Consider the following 19,641-nt stretch of genomic DNA (forward strand, 5'->3'; position numbering starts at 1 on the left):
GCCAAGATGGACAATCTGATTTCCGGCTTTGCAATTCTGGCGCAGTGGCAGGTCGTCGTGGCATTGGTCATCGGATCGGTGGGCGGGGTCATCATCGGCGCATTGCCCGGCGTCGGCGCTGCTGTCGCAATTGCCATCCTGCTGCCCGCCACCTTCGCGTTCGAGCCCATCGTCGGCCTGACCCTTCTGTTGGGCATCTACGGGTCGTCCATGTATGGCGGCGCAATCCCCGCCATCCTGATCAACACGCCCGGTACCGCCGTCAATGCACTGACCACTTATGACGGCTATCCCATGACCAAGCGCGGCGAGGGCCACCGGGCCCTGTCGCTGGCCTATTCGGCGTCGTTTTTCGGCGGCATCTTCTCGATCCTCTGTCTGATCATCCTGTCACCCGTATTGGCCTGGGTTGCCCCGCATTTCGGCAGCCGCGAGATTTTTCTGGCCGCACTCATGGGCATCCTTCTGGTGATCCTGGCTCATCGCGGGCAAACCTTCTCGGCCGCGATGCTGGCGTTCTTCGGCATCTTCCTCAGCACCGTCGGTCTGGAACCCGTCAAATACACCAAACGTTTCACCTTTGACCAAACCTGGCTTTCGTCAGGTATCGATCTGATCGTGGTGGTTCTTGGGCTGTTCGCCATCAGTCAGGCGCTGCTGTTGCTGGTCGACAAAGAACACGCGCCGGGCGAAGCCCATGTGCGCGGCAGCATCTTCGCGGGCCTCAAAGAGCTGCTGGGCCTGAAACGCATCGCGACGGTTTCGTCATCGCTGGGTGTGCTCATGGGCATGATACCGGGCACAGGCGAATTCACATCACAGTTCCTGTCATACACATACGCACAGAAAACCTCTGAGGACCCGGACAAATTCGGCGATGGGTCACCCGAAGGTCTGGTGGCGTCCGAGGCGGCCAACAATGCCGTCCCCGGGGCTGCGATGATTCCACTGCTGGCGCTGGGTATTCCGGGCGAGGCGCTGACCGCGATGATGCTGTCCGTCTTCTACGTTCACAACGTGATCCCCGGACCGCAGCTATTCGCCGACCAGATGGATTTTGTCATGGCGCTGTACATGTCGCTGATCCTGCTCAACGTGATCGTTCTGGTCTTTCTTTTGTTCTCGACCAACCTGCTGCTGAAGATCATTCAGATCCCGACGCGCTTTCTGGGGATCATGATCCTGACGCTGTCCTTTGTCGGGGTATTCAGCCTGCGCAACTCAGTCACGGACTGCGCCATTGCCGCCGGGTTCGGCGTGTTCGGGCTGATCCTGAAGCGCCTGAACCTGCCCATTGTTCCGATCATTCTGGGCATGGTTCTGGGCGGGATCATGGAAGTCAAACTGCGCAGCGCCATGGCGCGGGTGAAGTCACCACTTGATTTCATCGACCGACCGATTGCCGCAATTCTTTTCATCATGATCCTCGGGATCATTCTGCTCCACGTTCGCTCGCTGATCAAGGAACACAAGGAACGCATCACACCGCAGCCGGTTCTCGACGAAGACACAACTCAGCAAGGATAACCCCCATGGACCAATCCTCGATTGATGCGCTGCGTGCGCAGGACATTGCTCCGCGCGGGCATTTCATAAACGGCCGCGTTCAGGATGGCGAAACCGGGGCCCGGCATCAGGTTCTGTCTCCGATCAACGGCCAACCTCTGGCGCTGATCGCCGAAGGCACACCGGCCGATGTCGACATGGCCGTGCGCGCGGCGCGCGATGCTTTCGAGGACGGGCGATGGTCGCGCATGGCCCCTGCCGGCCGCAAGAAAGTGCTGCTGAAGCTGGCCGACCTGATCGAAGCCCGCGCGCTTGAACTGGCCGTGCTGGGCGTACGCGACAACGGAACCGAGATCACCATGGCCTACAAGGCCGAGGCGCTCTCGGCGGCGGCCACTTTCCGGTATTATGCCGAGGCGATCGACAAGATCTACGGGCAGATCGCCCCGACAAGCGGTGACGTTCTGGGTCTTGTGCATCACGCTCCGGTCGGGGTTGTCGGGGCCATCGTGCCCTGGAACTTTCCACTGATGATCGGCAGCTGGAAAATTGCACCGGCACTGGCCGCAGGCAATTCCGTCGTGCTGAAACCTGCCGAAAGCGCCTCACTCAGCCTGCTCAAGATTGCCGAGCTTGCCGCGGAAGCCGGAGTGCCCGATGGGGTGTTCAACGTCGTGACCGGGCGTGGCTCGGTCGTGGGTGAGGCGCTGGCCCTGTCGATAGATGTCGACATCATGGTGTTTACCGGCTCGGGCACAACCGGGCGGCGGCTGCTGGAGTATTCGGCGCGGTCGAACCTGAAACGCTGCTATCTTGAACTGGGCGGAAAATCCCCGAACATCGTTTTTGCCGACGCCCCTGATCTGGCCGAAGCCGCCAAGGTTTCCGCGGCGGGCATCTTCCGCAATTCTGGTCAGGTCTGCGTCGCCGGATCGCGCCTGTTGGTTCAGCAAGAGATCTACGAGGACTTCGTCGCCGAGATCAGCCGCCACGCCGAAGGCTTTCGCGTCGGCGACCCGCTGGATCTCAACAGCCAGATCGGTGCGGTCCACAGCCTGCCAGAGCTTCAGGCCAATCTGGATTTCGTCACGAAGGCCGAGGCCGAAGGCGCCGAGCGCCGGACCGGCGGAAACCGCATCCTGACCGAGACCGGAGGCTATTACATGGCGCCGACCGTGATGGCCAACGTGAAAGAGACCGACACCCTGTTCCAGAATGAGGTCTTTGGCCCTGTTCTGGCCGTCACGCCCTTTGCCGACGAAGACGAAGCGCTGCGCCTTGCCAATGCCACCGTATATGGGCTGGCCGGTGGTGTCTGGACCTCGAACCTCAGCCGCGCGCATCGCATGGTGGCAGGCATTCGCGCCGGCGTTGTGCATGTCAATACATATGGCGGTGCCGACCTGACCGTTCCGCTGGGCGGGGTTCGCCAATCCGGCAACGGGCACGACAAATCACTGCACGCGATCGAGAAATACTTCGATCTGAAAACCGCATGGATAAAACTCTGAGAAAAGGCCGCCCTCATGACTCTTCCAGCGAAATCTGTTGAACTCATTGAACGCCGGGCCAAGCTATTGGGCCCTAACGTGTCGACGTTCTACGACGAGCCGGTTCATTTCGTGAAAGGTGAAGGCGTCTGGCTGTGGGATGCAGACGGGCGCAAGTATCTGGACTGCTACAACAACGTGCCACATGTAGGGCATTGCAACCCGCGCGTGGTCGAGGCGATCTGCCGTCAGGCGCGCACGCTCAACACGCACACCCGGTATCTGCACGACGGGATTCTGGACTATGTGGAAAAACTGACCGGGACGATGGATGCAGCGCTGGATACGGCCATCCTCACCTGCACCGGTTCCGAGGCAAATGACATTGCTTTGCGAATGGCCGAGGCGATGACCGGAAAACGAGGGATCATTGCCACTGACGCCACCTATCACGGAAATACCGCGCTGGTCAGCCAGTTGAGCAGATCGAACATCCCGACAGTCGGCTTCGGGCTGAGCCAGTATTGCCGCTTTGTCAGCGCGCCCGACAGCTATCGCGATCCCGACCCGGACGGGTCAAAATTCGCCGATGCCGTGGCGGAACAGATTGCCGAGCACGAAAAGGCCGGCACCGGTTTTGCCGCATTGATCCTCTGCCCTTATTTTCTGAACGAGGGGTTTCCCGACAATCCGGACGGTTGGCTGGCACCCACGGCCAAGGTCGTACGCCAGGCCGGCGGCCTGTTGATCTGCGACGAGGTGCAATCAGGCTTTGGCCGAACCGGCACCCATATGTGGGCGCATCAGAAGTTGGGCGTTGTGCCGGATGTCATGACCTTGGGCAAACCCATGGCCAACGGCCATCCAGTAGGCGGCGTGGTCACAGGTTCCGAGATCATTTCGGCATTCCGCAAGGGATATCGGTACTTCAACACGTTTGGCGGAAACCCTGTTTCCTGTGCTGCCGCGATGGCGGTTTTGGAAGAGATCGAAGACCAGAGCCTGGTCGCACACGCCAGATCCGTTGGCGACCATGCGCGAAAACGGCTGAACCTTTTGAAAGAAAAATATGACGTCATCGGAGACATACGCGGCTCGGGGCTGATATTCGGGGCTGAAATGGTCCTTGATCGCGACAGCAAGGAACCCGCCGGTGAATTCACCGACCGTATCATCAACGCCATGCGCCAGCGCGGGATCATTCACTCCAAGCTTGGGCGTCACAAGAATACTCTGAAAATTCGCCCGCCCATGCCATTCTCTGTCGAAAACGCGGATCTTCTTTTCGACACGCTGGACGACGTGTTGGCGGAAACGCCGCTGGTGGCATGAAGCAGATCGTGGAACATGCGCTTTCCCTTTGGGGGCTGGCTGATGGCCAGGCGTCTCTTGTGGCGGCTCGGGAAAACCGCGTCTATCGCGTTCAGGCAGGCCAGACCGCCTATGCCCTGAGACTGCATCGCAAGGGCTTGCGAACGGATGCCGAACTCCGGTCAGAGCTACAGTGGATGGCTGTTCTCGGCAAAAACGGGGTCCGGGTTCCAACGCCCGTTCCGGCCGCAGATGGGCGCTATCTGCATCTGGTGGACGGTATTCAGGTCGACATACTCGACTGGTTGCCGGGCCGCCCTTTGGGTGCGACAGGACAGGCTTTGACGCATCAGGACAGGACAGGCGTCTTTTGCTCAATCGGCCGGGAAATGGCACGGCTGCACCACATCAGCGACCAATGGACACCTCCTCAGGACTTCTTGCGTTGGTCATGGGATCGCAGCGGGCTGCTTGGAGACGCCCCTGTCTGGGGTCGTTTCTGGGAAAACCCAACGCTTGGAAAAACGGACCGGGCCCTGTTCCTCGCGTTCCGGGATATCGCAGATCGTGACCTTCGGCGCGCGGAAAATCAGTTGGATTACGGCCTGATCCACGCCGATCTTGTCCGCGAAAACGTCATGGTTGACGGGGACAAACTGTGGCTGATTGATTTCGACGATGCCGGGTTCGGTTTTCGCCTGTTTGATATCGCAACGACGCTTCTCAAGAACCTGCACGAACCTGATTTCAACCGGCTGCGCGGTGCTTTGCTGGCGGGGTATCGATCTGAACGACCGATCTGCACCCGCCAACTCGACCTGTTCATGGCACTGCGCGCCGTAACCTACGTGGGATGGGTTGCATCCCGCCTGAACGAAGATGGATCGGGCTTACGCAATGAGCGGTTCATTGAAACCGCCCGGGCGTTGATGTCCCAATACCTTCAACAGCACACTTAGACAGGAGGCACCAATGGCCGAAAAGACAATCCTGCTGATTGGTACGTATGATACCAAAGAGCCCGAAATGCGGTTTATCGAAAAGGCGGTCAGAGCGCAGGGCGCTGACGTGCTGACCATGGATGTATCGGTTCTGGGTGATGCGTCCGAACCGACGGATATCTCGAAACACGACGTTGCCGCTGCCGGTGGCATGACAATAGAACAGGTCATCGCGCAAGGAGACGAGAACAAAGCCTTTCGCGTGATGTCCGCAGGGGCCGCAAAAGTTGTTGCACAAGCCTATTCAGAAGGTCGATTTGACGGGATGCTGGCCACGGGCGGGACCATGGGCACAGACCTTGCGCTGGATTGTGCACAGGCTTTGCCGATGGGCGTTCCCAAATATATCGTGTCAACGGTCAGCTTCTCGCCTCTGATCCCTCCGCACCGGTTGGCGCCGGATGTTCAGATGATCCTGTGGGCCGGCGGCCTGTATGGCATGAATTCGATCTGCAAGTCGTCGCTCAGCCAAGCTGCCGGGGCCGTCGTGGGCGCAGCCAGGGCGGCGACCGCAACCGATCGCAGCAAACCTCTGATCGGGATGACCAGCCTTGGTTCGTCCTGCCTGCGCTACATGAAAATTCTGAAACCGGCACTGGAAGACCGCGGCTTTGAAGTGGCCGTGTTCCACTCTACCGGCATGGGCGGCATGGCCTATGAAAAACTGGCGGGCGAAGGCGCGTTTGCCTGCGTGATGGACTTCTGTATGCAGGAATTCGGCAACCTGATGGCGGGTTCCGTTGTCTCCAGCGGCGATGACCGGGTCACCAATGCCGGGCGCGTAGGAACGCCCCAGATGGTGGCGCCCGGTGCGTTGGATCTATTGGATTTCGCGGGTTGGCAGGACATCCCCGAGCAATATGCCGATCGCCCGTTCCACGAACACAACCGCCTGATCAAAAGCTCGGTCTTCAACGGGGCTGAACGGCGCGCGTGGATTCGGGAACTCGCCAACCGACTGGAAGCCGCAACCGGGCCCGTGCATTTCTTTTTGCCCGTTCAGGGCGTCGAGGCCTGGGACAGGGAAGGCGAAGAGGCGCATGATCCAGAGGCTCTGGCCGAAATGGTGGACGAGGCGCGCAAGGTCATGCCCGGCCGGGTGCCGATGACCGAGCTGGATGTTCACATCAACGACGCGGCTTTCTGTCAGGCTGTTCTGTCACGATTTGACACGTGGGTGGAAACCGGCGTCATCAGAACAGACTGAACGCCATTGGCAGCATCGGGAAAGGGAAAAACAACCCTGCGCGTTGTCTTACAGCGAATGGGGGCACCTGTCCGGGTTGTGCAGGTCGGTTCCGTGACCCTCGGGCACCCAGTCCTCAGGCGGACGGTTCCAGAACGTGTTGGGGTTTTCTACGTCCATCCCGGCCCGTTTCAAGCTGCGCAACGCGGACCGGATCAGAATGACCGGTCCTTCATTGGATGTTGCGCCAAAAGCGTCTCCACAACGTTTTGAACGGTTGGATGATCGGCTTGCTCCCACCCCCAAGACGATCAATCAGCCAAGGGCGTTTCTTGAACAATTGATCCATCCTGTAGCCGGGTACGGGCCCGTTTCTGTTGCCGGTGGAAACTTTTTATGGATGTTGGATCCAATATCCTTTATTCGTGATCGCATCTTTGATTCAGGGAGGATCACATGCTCAAGAAACTCGTCGCTTTGGCGGCCTTCACCACTTTCACAACAGGTCCTGCGATGGCGGACACGCTCGACGATGTCGTGGATCGCGGTACTCTTCGCTGCGGCGTTGTTCTGGACTTTCCGCCGATCGGGTATCGCGACGCCAGCAACGAACCGGCGGGTTTTGACGTGGATTACTGCAATGATCTGGCCGCGGCGCTTGAAGTTGATGCGGAAATCCTGCCTTTGACCTGGGCCGAACGCCTGCCGGTCATCGTGACCGGGCGCGCCGACGTCGTGTTCGGCGCAACCTCGGACAGCCTTGAACGGGCGCGGACCGTGGGCTTCAGCATTCCCTATGCAATCTACTATGCGCAGGGCGTCGTGAACGCGGACAGCGGGATCGAAACCTTCGAAGACATCCGCGGCAAACGCGTCGCCGCCGCGATTGGCACCGTGCCGGAACAGGAATGGCTGAAGATTGCCGCCGAATGGGGTGAGGAAGGCAATTATCAGGGCTATCAGTCGGAAAACGAGGTGTTTCTGGCGGTCGCGCAGGGCAAGGCCGATATCGGCATCACCACCAACACCGCCGTTCTGCCGATCACCCAGCAGTATGAAACCGTGCTGGCCGGCCCCCGTATGCCCTGGACCACCGACTACACCTCGGTCGTGGGCAAACGACAGGACGTCACCTGGCTGAATTTCCTGAACCTGTTTGTCACGCATCAGGTGCGCTCGGGCCGGTACCAGGAACTGTGGGGCAAATATGTCGGAGGTGAAGCACCCGAGCTGCGCATCCCCGGCGTGATGTACTGATTTCACCCCCCAAGTGCTCTTTCGTCGGGTTTCGCCCGGCGAAAGTGCCGGTCAATTCGGAAAAAACCCGTGTTCGATTACAACTTCCACTGGCGGCCGGTCATGAAAAGCCTGCCGGACTTGCTTGAGGCATCGCTGCTGACCTTGCAAGTCGCGGTTCTGGCGATGATCCTGGGCATCCTTATCGGCCTGTGTCTTGCGCTGACGCGGCTGCACCTGAAGGGGCCGCTGTACTGGTTCGCCTCGGCCTGGGTCGAACTGGCCCGAAACACGCCCGCCCTGTTTCAGCTGTTCTTTTTCGGCTTCGGGCTTGGCGCATTCGGCCTACACCTGTCGCCTTACTTCATCGTGCTGGCGGGTTTGACCTTCAATTGCGCCGGCTATCTGGCCGAAAACTTTCGCGGAGGTTTCCAGGCCGTCCCCGAGACGCAACTGCGGGCCTCTCGTTCTCTGGGCATGACCGCGTGGCAGGCTTACACACGCGTGGTGATCCCGCAGGTGTTTCGCATCGTCTATCACCCGATCACCAATCAGATGGTCTGGGCCGTACTCATGTCCTCGCTGGGCATGCTGGTCGGTTTCCGCGAGCTGTCAGGCGAGACGCAGTTCTTTGCCTCGCGCACCTTCCGCATCTTTGAATATTTCGCCGTCACCGCGATCATCTACTACGTGATCGTCAAAATCATTCTCGGAGCCTCACGCCTGCTGGCGACCCGGCTCTTTCGCTACTGAAGGACGCTCGGATGGAACCCACTGTCAGCTTTTTCAGCGGCTTCACCATCAATGATCTGTGGTTTCTGGGCGAAGCGGCCCTGCGGACACTCTGGATTTCGGTTCTGTCGATATCCATCGGAACGCTTCTTGGCGTGGTATGCGGGTGGATCCTGTACGAGGGCAAGCTGGCCGCAGCCTTCACAGTGGCCCCGTTTCTGGATGTTTTCCGTTCCGTCCCGCTGATCATCCAACTGGTGCTGTTCTACAACTTTGCGCCCATTGTCGGGCTCAATCTGGATCCGTTCGCCTCGGGCGTGGTGATCCTGTCGATCTACACGGCCGCCTTGGTTGCGAATGTCGCACGCGGCGGGATCGAGGCCGTCGGTGCGCCGATGCGCCGTGCCGCGCGCAGTCTGGGCATGACCTATTGGCAGGATCTGCGCTATGTCGTCTTCCCGATTGGCGGGCGCGCGGTGTTCCCGGCCTGGGTCGGTGTCGCATTGGGAGTGATGAAAGACAGCGCGTTGGTTTCGGTGCTGGGCTATGTCGAACTGCTCAAGGCCAGTCAGATCCTGATCACCCGGACGCAGGAACCTTTCCTGATCCTGACAATCGCAGGCGCGTTCTATTTCGCGCTCAGCTATCCGATTTCGCGCTATTCCGCGTCTCTTGAAAAAAGGTGGGCCCAATGATCGAAATTCGCGACCTGCACAAGTACTTCGGCGCGTTGCATGTGCTGAAGGGCATCGATCTAGATGTGCAGAAAGGAGAGGTGCTGTCGGTGATCGGCGCATCGGGCTCCGGTAAATCGACCCTGCTGTATTGCATCAACGGGCTGGAACCGATCCAGCAAGGCTCGGTCATAGTGGATGGCACAGATGTTCATGCCAAAGGCACCGATATCAACAAGCTGCGCACAAAGCTGGGAATGGTGTTTCAGCAATGGAACAGCTTTCCCCACCTGACCGCATTGGAAAACGTCGCGCTGGCCCCCAAGATCGTCAAAGGACTGTCAAAATCAGAAGCCCGCGATATCGCCGCCCGCCAACTGACCCATGTTGGCCTGGGCGAAAAGCTCGACGTCTACCCATCTGCCCTTTCGGGTGGCCAGCAACAGCGTCTGGCCATCGCCCGCGCGCTGGCGATGGAGCCGGAATACATGCTGTTTGATGAGGCGACGTCAGCGTTGGATCCCGAACTGGTGGGCGAGGTTCTCGACACGATGCGCCTTTTGGCCGAAGAAGGGATGACCATGATCTGTGTCACGCACGAGATGGGTTTCGCACGCGATGTGTCGGACCGGGTTGCTTTCTTCCATCAGGGCGTGATGGAAGAGATCGGTCCGCCCGGGCAGATATTCGGTGATGCGCAATCCGAACACACCCGTAAATTCCTGGCCAACGTGCGCTGAGTGCACTGGCCCCCTGAAACAACGAGGAAAATCACCTTCATGTCCAAGAATATCTTTACCGGCACCATGCCAGCCCTGATGACCCCGTGCAAAGCCGACCGGACTCCGGATTTCGATGCCCTGGTGAAAAAGGGCAAGGAAATGATCGAGGCCGGCATGTCGGCCGTGGTGTATTGCGGCTCGATGGGCGACTGGCCGTTGCTGTCGGATGCCGAACGCATGCAAGGTGTCGAACGCCTGATCGACGCCGGCCTTCCTGTCGTCGTCGGCACCGGTGCGATAAACTCGAAATCTGCCGTGGCGCTGGCTGCACATGCGCAAAAGGTCGGCGCGGCAGGGCTTATGGTCATCCCACGTGTGCTGTCGCGCGGATCGTCCATCCCGGCACAGCGCAACCACTTCAAGGCAATCCTGTCAGCCGCGCCGGATATTCCGGCCATCATTTACAACAGCCCCGTTTACGGCTTCGCCACCCGCGCCGATTTGTTCCTGGAATTGCGTGCAGATCATCCGAACCTTGTCGGGTTCAAGGAATTCGGAGGCAAAGGCGACCTGCGCTACGCCGCGGAACACATCACCTCGAAGGATGATCAGGTCACGCTGATGGTGGGCGTGGACACCGAGGTTTATCATGGCTTCGTCAACTGCGGCGCCACGGGTTCGATTACCGGTATCGGCACTGCCCTGCCCAAAGAGGCACTGCTGCTGGCCGCCCTGTGCCAGAAGGCGGCGGCGGGCCATGCCGAAGCGCGCCTGCGCGCGCGCGAGCTTGAAGAAGCCTTTGGCGTGCTGGCCAGCTTTGACGAAGGCACCGATCTGGTGCTGTACTACAAGCACCTGCTGGTCCTGAACGGTGAAGAGGAATACCGCTTGCACTTCAACGAAACCGACGAGCTGACGGATGCCCAGCGCAATTATTGCGAACAGCAATACAAACTGTTCCGCACCTGGTTTGCCGACTGGTCCAGCCAGGGCGGGGTCATCGCTGAATGCATGTGATCGACAGCCACACCGGAGGCATGCCCACGCGGGTCATCCTGAACGGCGGCCCCGATCTGGGGTCGGGCCCGCTGGTCGAGCGCGCGCAACGCCTGGCCACCGAGCACAAGGAATTCTACAAATCGGTCCTTCTGGAACCACGCGGTCAACCCGGCATGGTCGGGGCGCTTCTGGTGGCCCCGGAAACGTCTGGCTGCGAAACCGGCGTGATCTATTTCGATGCCGACGCCGTTCTGGGCATGTGCGGTCATGGCACCATCGGCCTTGGGGTCACTCTGGCCCATCTGGGCCAGATCGGTCCGGGGACGCACAGGGTCGAAACGCCGGCCGGCGTCATCTCGGTTGACCTGTTGGACGCCAATACGGTGCGCGTCACCAATATCGAAAGCCGCCGGGTCAAGGCTTCGGTGTCGGTTGACGTCGAAGGCCATGGAAAAGTGACCGGCGATCTGGCCTATGGTGGCAACTGGTTCTTCATTGTCGATCCCAGCCCGATGGACGTGACGCCCGGCAACATCCGTGCCCTCACCGATCTGACCATTGCAATTCGCAAAGCCTGCATCGACCAGAACGTGCGTGGCGAAAACGGGGAACCGGTGGACCACGTGATCTTGCAGGACAAATCCCCGGACAAAGACGTTCACAGCAGGAATTTCGTCCTGTGCCCGGACGATCAATATGACCGATCCCCGTGCGGGACCGGCAGTTCTGCGCGTCTGGCCTGTCTGGCGGCGGATGGGGTTCTGGTTCCGGGGCAAGAGATCGTGCAGGAAAGCGTGATCGGCAGCTCTTACCGGCTGAGCTTTCAGCCTGGTCCCAATGGCGGCATCATTCCGACCCTGACCGGGCAGGCGCATATCATGGCCGAGGGCACATTGTTTTTCGCGCAAAACGATCCGTTCCGCGGTGGGATCCTTCTTTGACAAAACTATCGGGGACTGGCGCAATCCAGCCCCCGGAACCAAGCCACAGTTTGAGAAGATCTGGCCATGCTGCAAGACAACCCGACGGATATCGTTGTGATCGGTGCCGGTATCATCGGCATCAGCACCGCACTTGAATTGCAAAAACGCGGCCGGCGCGTGCTGGTGCTGGATCGCGAAGGCGTAGGAGCCGGTGCCTCGAAGGGCAACGCCGGAGCCTTTGCCTTTACCGACATCGTGCCATTGGCCACCCCCGGGATCATGCGCAAGGCTCCGAAATGGCTGTTTGACCCGCTGGGTCCACTTTCAATTCCTCCTTCTTACGCTTTGAACATCGCGCCGTGGATGCTGCGGTTCTGGCGGGCCAGTTGGCAGGATCGCTATGCTGCGGCCTTGTCTGCGCAGGCTGCTTTGATGGATCACAGCCGCGCGGCGCTGGAACGCCAGATCGCGGATGTCGATGGCGAAGCGCTGATGCAACGCGACGGCCAGTTGCAGGTGTTCGAGGGTGAAGCAGAATTCCGCGCCAGTCGGCCCACATGGGACAGGCGCAAGGATCACGGCATCCCCTTTGACCTGCTGGACAACCCCGACGCGATTGCGGAAATCCAGCCCGGGCTTGACCGACGATTTACCCATGCGGGTTTTACGCCCACCTGGATGAACACGGTCGATCCGGCCAGCTGGGCAAGACATTTGGCCACCCGGTTCACCGCCCGCGGCGGTCAGGTTGAAATCGCGGCAATCAACGCGCTCGCACCGATGGATTCGGGCGTTCGCCTGACGACTTCGATCGGTGAAATTGAAGCAAGACAGGTGATCGTGGCCGCCGGGGCCTGGTCTCACCAACTCGCGAAAACCCTAGGCGATCGCATCCCTCTTGAAACCGAGCGCGGATACAACACCACCCTGCCCGAAGGGGCCTTTGACCTGCGCACCCATCTGACATTCGGGGGACACGGGTTCGTGGTGACTCGGATCAACGGCGGTGTGCGCATCGGAGGCGCGGTCGAGTTGGGCGGGCTGGAACTGCCACCCAATTACAAACGCGCCGACACGTTGCTGGCAAAGGCCGGTCGCTTCATGCCTGGCCTGAATTTGGAAGGCGGCACGCAATGGATGGGCTTCCGGCCGTCGCTTCCCGACAGTTTGCCGGTGATCGACCGCTCGGCCCGTGCGTCACAGGTGTTCTACGCCTTCGGACATGGCCATCTGGGCTTGACGCAATCCGCAGGCACGGCGGAACTGGTCGCGGATCTGGTCACGAACACAAAGCCCGCGCTCGACATGAAGCCTTACGCATCCACACGCTTCTGATCAGGAGAACACCACATGAAAATCACTGCACTGAACGTATATCAGGTGGATCTGCCGCTGAAGGAAGGTCGCTATAGCTGGTCCAATGGCAACTATGTCGAAGTCTTCGACAGCACCGTTCTCGAGATCATCACGGATGAAGGTCTCAAGGGGTATGCCGAATGCTGCCCGCTGGGATCGGCTTATCTTCCGTCCTTTGCAATGGGCGTCAGGGCCGGGCTGGCGGAATTGTCGCCACATCTGATCGGGCAGGATCCGCTGAATATCGGCCAGATCAATCGCACCATGGATGGCGCCCTGCGTGGCCACCCCTATGCCAAGGCGCCTGTTGATATCGCCTGCTGGGATCTGCTGGGCAAGGCGACCGGACAACCCCTTTACACCCTGTTGGGCGGCGACGCGCAACAGGACGTGGTGCTGTATCGCGCGATCAGCCAGGAAGCACCGGACATCATGGCGCAAAAGATCGAAGGTTATGCGGCCGAAGGCTATACGAAGTTTCAACTGAAAGTGGGCGGCGACGCCAATGACGACATCGACCGCATTCACGCCACCCGCGCGGTTCTGAAAAAGACCGACCTGCTGGTGGCAGATGCCAACACCGGCTGGACCCGGCACGAGGCCGCGCGTGTCGTAGGCGCCATCGCGGGCATGGATGTCTATGTGGAACAACCCTGTTTGACTTATGAGGAATGCGTGTCGATCCGCCGGCGCACCGCGCTGCCCTTCGTGATGGATGAGGTCATCGACACGCCCAACACATTGGTCCGCGGCATTGCCGACGACGCCATGGACGTGATCAACCTGAAAATCTCAAAGGTAGGAGGTTTGAGCAAAGCCAGGCTGATGCGCGATCTTTGCGTCGCACATGGTATCCCGATGACCATCGAAGACACCTGGGGGGGCGATATCACCACCGCCGCCATCGCTCATCTGGCGCGGTCGACACCGTCCGAGTTCACGTTCTCGGCCACCGATTTCAATTCCTATGGTACCGTGGACATCGCCGAAGGTGCGCCAAAGCGTGTCAATGGCCGGATGACCGCAGCAGATCGTCCCGGTCTGGGCGTCACACCGATCTTCGACGCGCTGGATGCCCCTGTCGCGCAATATAGCTGAGGTAAACATGCGCAGCAGCAAAACCATACATGTGATCTCGGCCCATGCCGAAGGTGAGGTTGGAGATGTCATCGTCGGAGGTGTCGCCCCACCGCCGGGCGACACTCTCTGGGATCAGCGAAGCTTCATTGCGCAGGACCAGACACTGCGCAACTTTGTTCTCAACGAGCCGCGCGGCGGTGTGTTCCGGCATGTCAACCTTCTGGTTCCGCCAAAACACCCCGAGGCGGACGCCGCCTGGATCATCATGGAACCCGAAGACACGCCGCCCATGTCGGGGTCCAACTCGATCTGTGTCTCAACCGTGTTGCTGGATGGCGGGATCATTCCGATGAAAGAGCCGGAAACCCATATGGTGCTCGAGGCACCGGGCGGGCTGGTCCGGGTGCGTGCGGAATGCCGCGATGGCAAGGCGCGGCGCATCTTCGTCCAGAACCTGCCCAGCTTTGCCGACAAGCTGTCGGTCCCGCTTGAGGTATCCGGACTGGGCACGATCACGGTAGATACCGCTTATGGCGGCGACAGCTTCGTGGTCGTCGATGCGCAGACGCTTGGGTTTGCAATCGTCGACAACGAGGCCCGCGACATAGCCCGGTTGGGGGTAAAGATCACGAACGCCGCCAATGAACAGCTTGGGTTCTCTCATCCCGAGAACCCGGACTGGGATCATATATCGTTCTGCGCCTTTTGCGGCCCGCTGAGCGAGACGGAAACCGGTCTAAGCGGCAAGTCCGCCGTGGCGATCCAGCCGGGTAAGGTTGACCGTTCACCAACGGGTACCGCGGTGTCTGCCCGCATGGCGCTGATGGCGGCCAAGGGGGTGATGAAACCCGGCCAGACCTTCGACGCGGTTTCGATCATCGGATCACGATTTACCGGTCGGATCCTTGACACTGTGCAGATAGGTGGCCGCCCGGCAATCGTTCCTGAAATCAGCGGTCGCGGTTGGATCACCGGAATACATCAGCACATGTTGGACCCTGACGACCCGTGGCCCGGTGGGTATCGCCTGTCTGACACCTGGGGTGTCTGATGTCGGCAAACACATTATTCAGAGACGGAAAAGCCTGAAGATACGCGGGCTGGTTACGGATTCATAACCAGATTCAGGCTTTTCCAGATCTCGGGCATGGGTCGAACATGGGTCGAAATCCAAGTTCGGCTTGGAAAAGTCGATGATTACGGGTAATTGTATCCAAAAAACCGTGGCGGGATATTGGACATGGCAGGGAAACGCGCGATCACGAAACAAAGCCTACCGGACGTCATCGCAAATGATCTGCGTGAACGTATCCTGAGCGGCGAACTTGCCGAAGGTGAGACGATCCGGCAGGAAGCTCTGGCCGAGGAATATGATGTCTCGCGCATGCCGATCCGCGAGGCGCTGAAGCGCCTGAATGCCGAAGGTCTGGTGCAATGGGCCAACAATCGCGGCGGCTCGGTGACCAAGCACTCCCTCGACGAAATCGGTGAAATTTTCGATCTTCGCATCCTGATCGAAGTGGATCTGTTTCGCCGGGCCATCCCGAATATGGGCCCGAGGGAATTTGCGCGTTGCGACGAGATTCTCAGGCAGATGGAAGCGTCATATGACGAAAATGACGTCGGCAAGTGGGGGATATTGAACTATCAATATCACTCGGCGCTTTATGCGGCGTCACAGCGGAAGCTGACCAATGAATTGCTGGACCGCGTCAACCTGCAATCGGATCGTTATGTAAGGATGCACCTGAGCGTGATGAAACAGCGCGAACCCGCAAAAAAGGAACATCGTGATCTGTTGCGGCTGGCGCAGGAAGGCAATGTGGACAAAGCCTGCGAGGTCTTGACGCAGCATATTCGCCGGACCAAGGAACAGCTTCTGGAAATGATCGCCTCGAAGCGCGGGACAGACGAACCCTAGGGCGGTCTTGCATGTCCCGTTATTTTGGATACATTATCCATAAATCTGGACATCCCGAAATACGAGGCCCAAATGACCTTTACTCCGCATGGCAAGCACCTGATCGCCGGCAACTGGCTTGCTGGTGACGATTTCTTTGCGTCACAACCCGCACATGGGCCATCGCATGACTTTTCGAAAGGTCGGATTTCAGACGTCGACGCCGCTGCGCAGGCCGCAGAAGAGGCGTTTTGGAGTTATGGTTATTCCTCTCGGGAAGAACGCGCCGCCTTTCTGAACGCCATTGCCGACGAGATCGAAGCGCGCGCCGATGCAATTACCGAGATTGGCACTCAGGAAACCGGCCTGCCCGAGGCTCGGCTGCAAGGTGAGCGGGGCCGCACGTCGGGGCAGCTGAGGCTGTTTGCAACGCATATCCTCAGCGGCGATTATCTGGACCGGCGCCACGACAGCGCGCTGCCGAACCGTGCGCCCCTGCCCCGGCCCGATCTGAAGATGATCCAGCGCCCGATCGGCCCGGTCGCGGTGTTCGGCGCATCAAATTTCCCGCTGGCATTTTCCACCGCCGGGGGGGACACCGCCGCCGCATTGGCTGCCGGCTGCCCGGTTGTCGTCAAAGGCCACGGCGCCCACCCGGGCACCGGCGAAATCATCGCCGAAGCAATCCTCGCAGCCACCCGCCGGTGCAACATTCATCCCGGTGTTTTCAGCCTGATCCAGGACGGCGGCCCGGCTGTGGGTTCAGCCTTGGTGCAACACCCTCTGATCAAGGCGGTCGGGTTCACCGGATCGCTTGCGGGCGGTCGCGCCCTGTTCGATCTGTGCGCCGCACGCCCCGAACCGATTCCGTTTTTTGGTGAGCTTGGATCGGTCAACCCCATGTTCATTCTGGATGCGGCACTGGCAAACCGGGGTGAAGACATCGCCAAAGGCTGGGCCGGCTCGCTGACGATGGGCGCAGGTCAGTTCTGCACCAACCCGGGCGTCGTCGTGATGGTGGCAGGTGAAGCAACGGACCGTTTCGCCGAGATCGCACAGGCCGCATTGACCGAAGTTCCGGCGCAGACCATGCTGACCGACGGCATCGCCGACGCCTATCGCAACGGTCAGGCCCGTGTTGCTGAAACCGCTGGCGTTCACGAGGTTCTGGCTTCGACATGCGATCAGCGCAACGCAACCCCCTTCCTTTACCAAACAAGCGCCGCGACATGGCTGGCCAACGAAACCCTCGCGGAAGAGGTGTTTGGCCCGCTGGGCATCATCGTGACCGCCGAGACACCCGACGAAATGCGCGACGTCGCGCGCGGATTGCACGGGCAGCTGACCTGCACCCTGCATATGGACGAGGAAGACATCGGCATGGCGCGATCCCTGCTGCCGATCCTTGAACGCAAAGCCGGACGCGTATTGGCCAACGGCTTCCCCACGGGGGTCGAGGTATGTGACAGCATGGTCCATGGCGGCCCCTACCCGGCTTCGACCAATTTCGGCGCCACATCCGTGGGCACATTGTCGATCCGACGTTTCCTGCGTCCTGTCTGCTATCAGAACCTGCCGGATGCCTTGCTGCCGGAACACTTCTCATAGGGAAATCAGTCGACACCCGCCGATACTCTGAAAGCACGATGCGCAGCAGGGTGTCGGCGGTTGTAACTGCCAAGCGACAGGGGACGGAGGCACATGCCCCCGGATCCAATTGCACAGTTTCATTTGGGTAACAGTGCTTTTGATCAATCGGTTCATGGCAACGCAATCACGGCCCGATCCGTTGGCACCATGGTCAACTACCTGTATGAATTGACCCGTGTTGCCCAATACCACGAACAATTCGCCAATACCCATGAGATGATCGCCTCATTCGAGATCCATTTCCTCGCTGCATCCACCTCTCTCTCCATACTTCAAGAAAGGTAAACCTGATGGCCAACCCCCTCTATGACGGCCTGTTCGGCATTCATGCTGGCAAAGGCACACCTTTTTTGCGGCTGCTGGACGGGACAACGATTTCCCATCAGGACTTTCTCGGCAAAGCGGCGCAGATTGCACATGTGGCCAAGCATCTGGGCCTGAATCCCGGTGATCGCGTTGCGGCGCAGGTTGAGAAGTCACCCGAGGCGCTGGCGCTTTATGCTGCCTGCGCCCAGGCCGGTCTGGTGTTCCTGCCCCTGAATACCGCCTACACGGTCGATGAATTGACCTATTTCATTGAAAACAGCGGGGCCGCGCTGATTATCTGCGACACCGAAAGTGAGGAAAAACTCACCCCTGTCGGCGCGCAGCTGGGCGCCCGGGTAGAGACGCTGAACGCGGATGGCAGCGGGTCTCTGTCAGATCTGGCCGCGACCATGCCGACACGTTTCGAAACCGTCCCCCGCGATGGCGAGGACCTGGCTGCGTTCCTCTATACATCGGGAACCACAGGCCGGTCCAAGGGGGCCATGCTGACCCAGAACAACCTGCTGTCGAATGCCCGGACACTGGTCAGGGAATGGCGCTTCAACTCGCAGGATGTGCTGCTGCATGCCCTGCCGATCTTTCACACCCACGGGCTGTTCGTCGCGACCAATATCATGCTGGCCACGGGTGGATGCATGATCTGGCTGCCCAAGTTCGATCTGGACCAGATCATCGACAATTTGCCCTTTGCCACGTCGATGATGGGCGTCCCAACCTTCTATACGCGCCTGTTGGACGACCCGCGTTTTACCAGGGAACTGGCCACCCATATTCGCCTGTTCGTTTCCGGATCGGCACCGCTGCGGGCGGAAACCCATGCGCAGTTCGAAAAACGAACGGGGCATCGCATCCTTGAACGCTATGGCATGACTGAAACCAACATGAACACGTCAAACCCGTATGACGGCGAGCGGCGCGCCGGAACGGTCGGGCACCCGCTGCCCGGGGTCGAACTGAAGATCTGTGATTCAGACGGCAATACCCTGCCTGCGGGCGAGATCGGCACAATTGAAGTGCGCGGGCCCAACGTCTTCAAAGGGTATTGGCAGATGCCTGAAAAAACCGCTGCCGAACTGCGCGACAACGGCTTTTTCATCACCGGTGATCTGGGCCGCATCGACGAGGATGGGTACGTCCATATCGTCGGTCGCAACAAGGATCTGATCATTTCGGGCGGCTACAACATCTACCCAAAAGAGATCGAGATGGTTCTCGATGATCAACCCGGTGTTCTGGAAAGCGCCGTGATCGGCGTGCCACATCCCGATTTCGGTGAAACGGTTGTTGGTGTCATCGTGGCAGAGCCCGGCCAGACCCCTGATCCGGAGGCGATAACGGTCGCGGTCCGCGAAGGTCTGGCCCGGTTCAAGCATCCGCGCAAGCTGATCGTTCTGGATGAGTTGCCCCGCAACACGATGGGCAAGGTTCAAAAGAACATTCTGCGTGACCGATACAAAGATCTCTTCATGACTGTGTGAGTGAGTCTCGGCAAAGCGGGGATCAGCGGATGCACCCCCTGAAAAGAAAATCAGGCGAGGGTGTCCCCGC

The 19,641-nt window shown here is 59.6% G+C and carries 18 protein-coding genes; all 18 read left to right on the plus strand.

The genetic code is table 11. The features are described 5' to 3' along the window. The first annotated feature begins 6 nt into the window (after window positions 1-6). The 18 genes from GOW09_RS10830 (at window position 7) to GOW09_RS10915 (ending at window position 19,571) form a co-directional block, all read left to right on the plus strand. Window positions 7-1,527 (plus strand): tripartite tricarboxylate transporter permease, encoded by a 1,521-nt coding sequence (locus GOW09_RS10830; protein ID WP_171118175.1) that lies wholly within the window; start codon window positions 7-9, stop codon window positions 1,525-1,527. A 5-nt stretch (window positions 1,528-1,532) separates the two neighbouring features. After that, on the plus strand, window positions 1,533-3,017 hold the full coding sequence (locus GOW09_RS10835) for an aldehyde dehydrogenase (protein ID WP_171118177.1): 1,485 nt from the start codon (window positions 1,533-1,535) through the stop codon (window positions 3,015-3,017). 15 nt (window positions 3,018-3,032) lie between these two features. Further along, a complete protein-coding gene (locus GOW09_RS10840; RefSeq protein ID WP_171118179.1) occupies window positions 3,033-4,328 on the plus strand; it encodes an aspartate aminotransferase family protein in 1,296 nt (431 codons plus the stop codon). After that, entirely contained in the window at window positions 4,325-5,266 is a 942-nt protein-coding gene (locus GOW09_RS10845) for a homoserine kinase (protein WP_171118181.1), read from the plus strand. Before GOW09_RS10840 ends, GOW09_RS10845 begins: the two co-directional genes overlap by 4 nt. Before the next feature lie 13 nt (window positions 5,267-5,279). After that, on the plus strand, window positions 5,280-6,515 hold the full coding sequence (locus GOW09_RS10850; protein ID WP_171118183.1) for a Tm-1-like ATP-binding domain-containing protein: 1,236 nt from the start codon (window positions 5,280-5,282) through the stop codon (window positions 6,513-6,515). Window positions 6,516-6,950: 435 nt separating this feature from the next. Beyond that, window positions 6,951-7,751, plus strand: a complete 801-nt coding sequence (locus GOW09_RS10855) for a transporter substrate-binding domain-containing protein (RefSeq protein ID WP_171118185.1) — start codon at window positions 6,951-6,953, stop codon at window positions 7,749-7,751. 69 nt (window positions 7,752-7,820) lie between these two features. Further along, window positions 7,821-8,483 carry an amino acid ABC transporter permease gene (locus tag GOW09_RS10860; RefSeq protein ID WP_171118187.1) on the plus strand — a complete coding sequence of 221 codons (663 nt, stop codon included), beginning with the start codon at window positions 7,821-7,823 and terminating at the stop codon, window positions 8,481-8,483. An 11-nt stretch (window positions 8,484-8,494) separates the two neighbouring features. Beyond that, window positions 8,495-9,157, plus strand: a complete 663-nt coding sequence (locus tag GOW09_RS10865) for an amino acid ABC transporter permease (protein ID WP_171118189.1) — start codon at window positions 8,495-8,497, stop codon at window positions 9,155-9,157. Next, window positions 9,154-9,876, plus strand: coding sequence for an amino acid ABC transporter ATP-binding protein (locus GOW09_RS10870; RefSeq protein ID WP_171118191.1), 723 nt, complete (start codon window positions 9,154-9,156; stop codon window positions 9,874-9,876). Before GOW09_RS10865 ends, GOW09_RS10870 begins: the two co-directional genes overlap by 4 nt. Before the next feature lie 39 nt (window positions 9,877-9,915). Then, entirely contained in the window at window positions 9,916-10,875 is a 960-nt protein-coding gene (locus GOW09_RS10875; RefSeq protein WP_171118193.1) for a dihydrodipicolinate synthase family protein, read from the plus strand. Next, the gene (locus GOW09_RS10880) at window positions 10,866-11,798 is read left to right on the plus strand and encodes a proline racemase family protein (protein ID WP_171118194.1); all 933 of its coding nucleotides are present in this window, start codon (window positions 10,866-10,868) and stop codon (window positions 11,796-11,798) included. Before GOW09_RS10875 ends, GOW09_RS10880 begins: the two co-directional genes overlap by 10 nt. A 66-nt stretch (window positions 11,799-11,864) precedes the next feature. Beyond that, complete coding sequence (locus GOW09_RS10885; protein ID WP_171118196.1) at window positions 11,865-13,115, plus strand: FAD-binding oxidoreductase; 1,251 nt, start codon at window positions 11,865-11,867, stop codon at window positions 13,113-13,115. Window positions 13,116-13,130: 15 nt separating this feature from the next. After that, a complete protein-coding gene (locus GOW09_RS10890) occupies window positions 13,131-14,234 on the plus strand; it encodes a cis-3-hydroxy-L-proline dehydratase (RefSeq protein WP_171118199.1) in 1,104 nt (367 codons plus the stop codon). Window positions 14,235-14,241: 7 nt separating this feature from the next. Then, the gene (locus GOW09_RS10895; RefSeq protein WP_171118201.1) at window positions 14,242-15,267 is read left to right on the plus strand and encodes a proline racemase family protein; all 1,026 of its coding nucleotides are present in this window, start codon (window positions 14,242-14,244) and stop codon (window positions 15,265-15,267) included. A 189-nt stretch (window positions 15,268-15,456) separates the two neighbouring features. Continuing rightward, complete coding sequence (locus tag GOW09_RS10900; RefSeq protein WP_170345149.1) at window positions 15,457-16,137, plus strand: GntR family transcriptional regulator; 681 nt, start codon at window positions 15,457-15,459, stop codon at window positions 16,135-16,137. Window positions 16,138-16,209: 72 nt separating this feature from the next. Then, window positions 16,210-17,724, plus strand: a complete 1,515-nt coding sequence (locus GOW09_RS10905; protein WP_171118203.1) for an aldehyde dehydrogenase (NADP(+)) — start codon at window positions 16,210-16,212, stop codon at window positions 17,722-17,724. Between the two features lie 93 nt (window positions 17,725-17,817). Then, window positions 17,818-18,051, plus strand: coding sequence for a hypothetical protein (locus tag GOW09_RS10910; RefSeq protein WP_171118205.1), 234 nt, complete (start codon window positions 17,818-17,820; stop codon window positions 18,049-18,051). A 5-nt stretch (window positions 18,052-18,056) separates the two neighbouring features. Next, window positions 18,057-19,571, plus strand: a complete 1,515-nt coding sequence (locus GOW09_RS10915) for a malonyl-CoA synthase (protein ID WP_171118207.1) — start codon at window positions 18,057-18,059, stop codon at window positions 19,569-19,571. Window positions 19,572-19,641: the final 70 nt, after the last annotated feature.

It is taken from the genome of Ruegeria sp. HKCCA5463, from assembly GCF_013034175.1.
GTDB lineage: Bacteria > Pseudomonadota > Alphaproteobacteria > Rhodobacterales > Rhodobacteraceae > Ruegeria.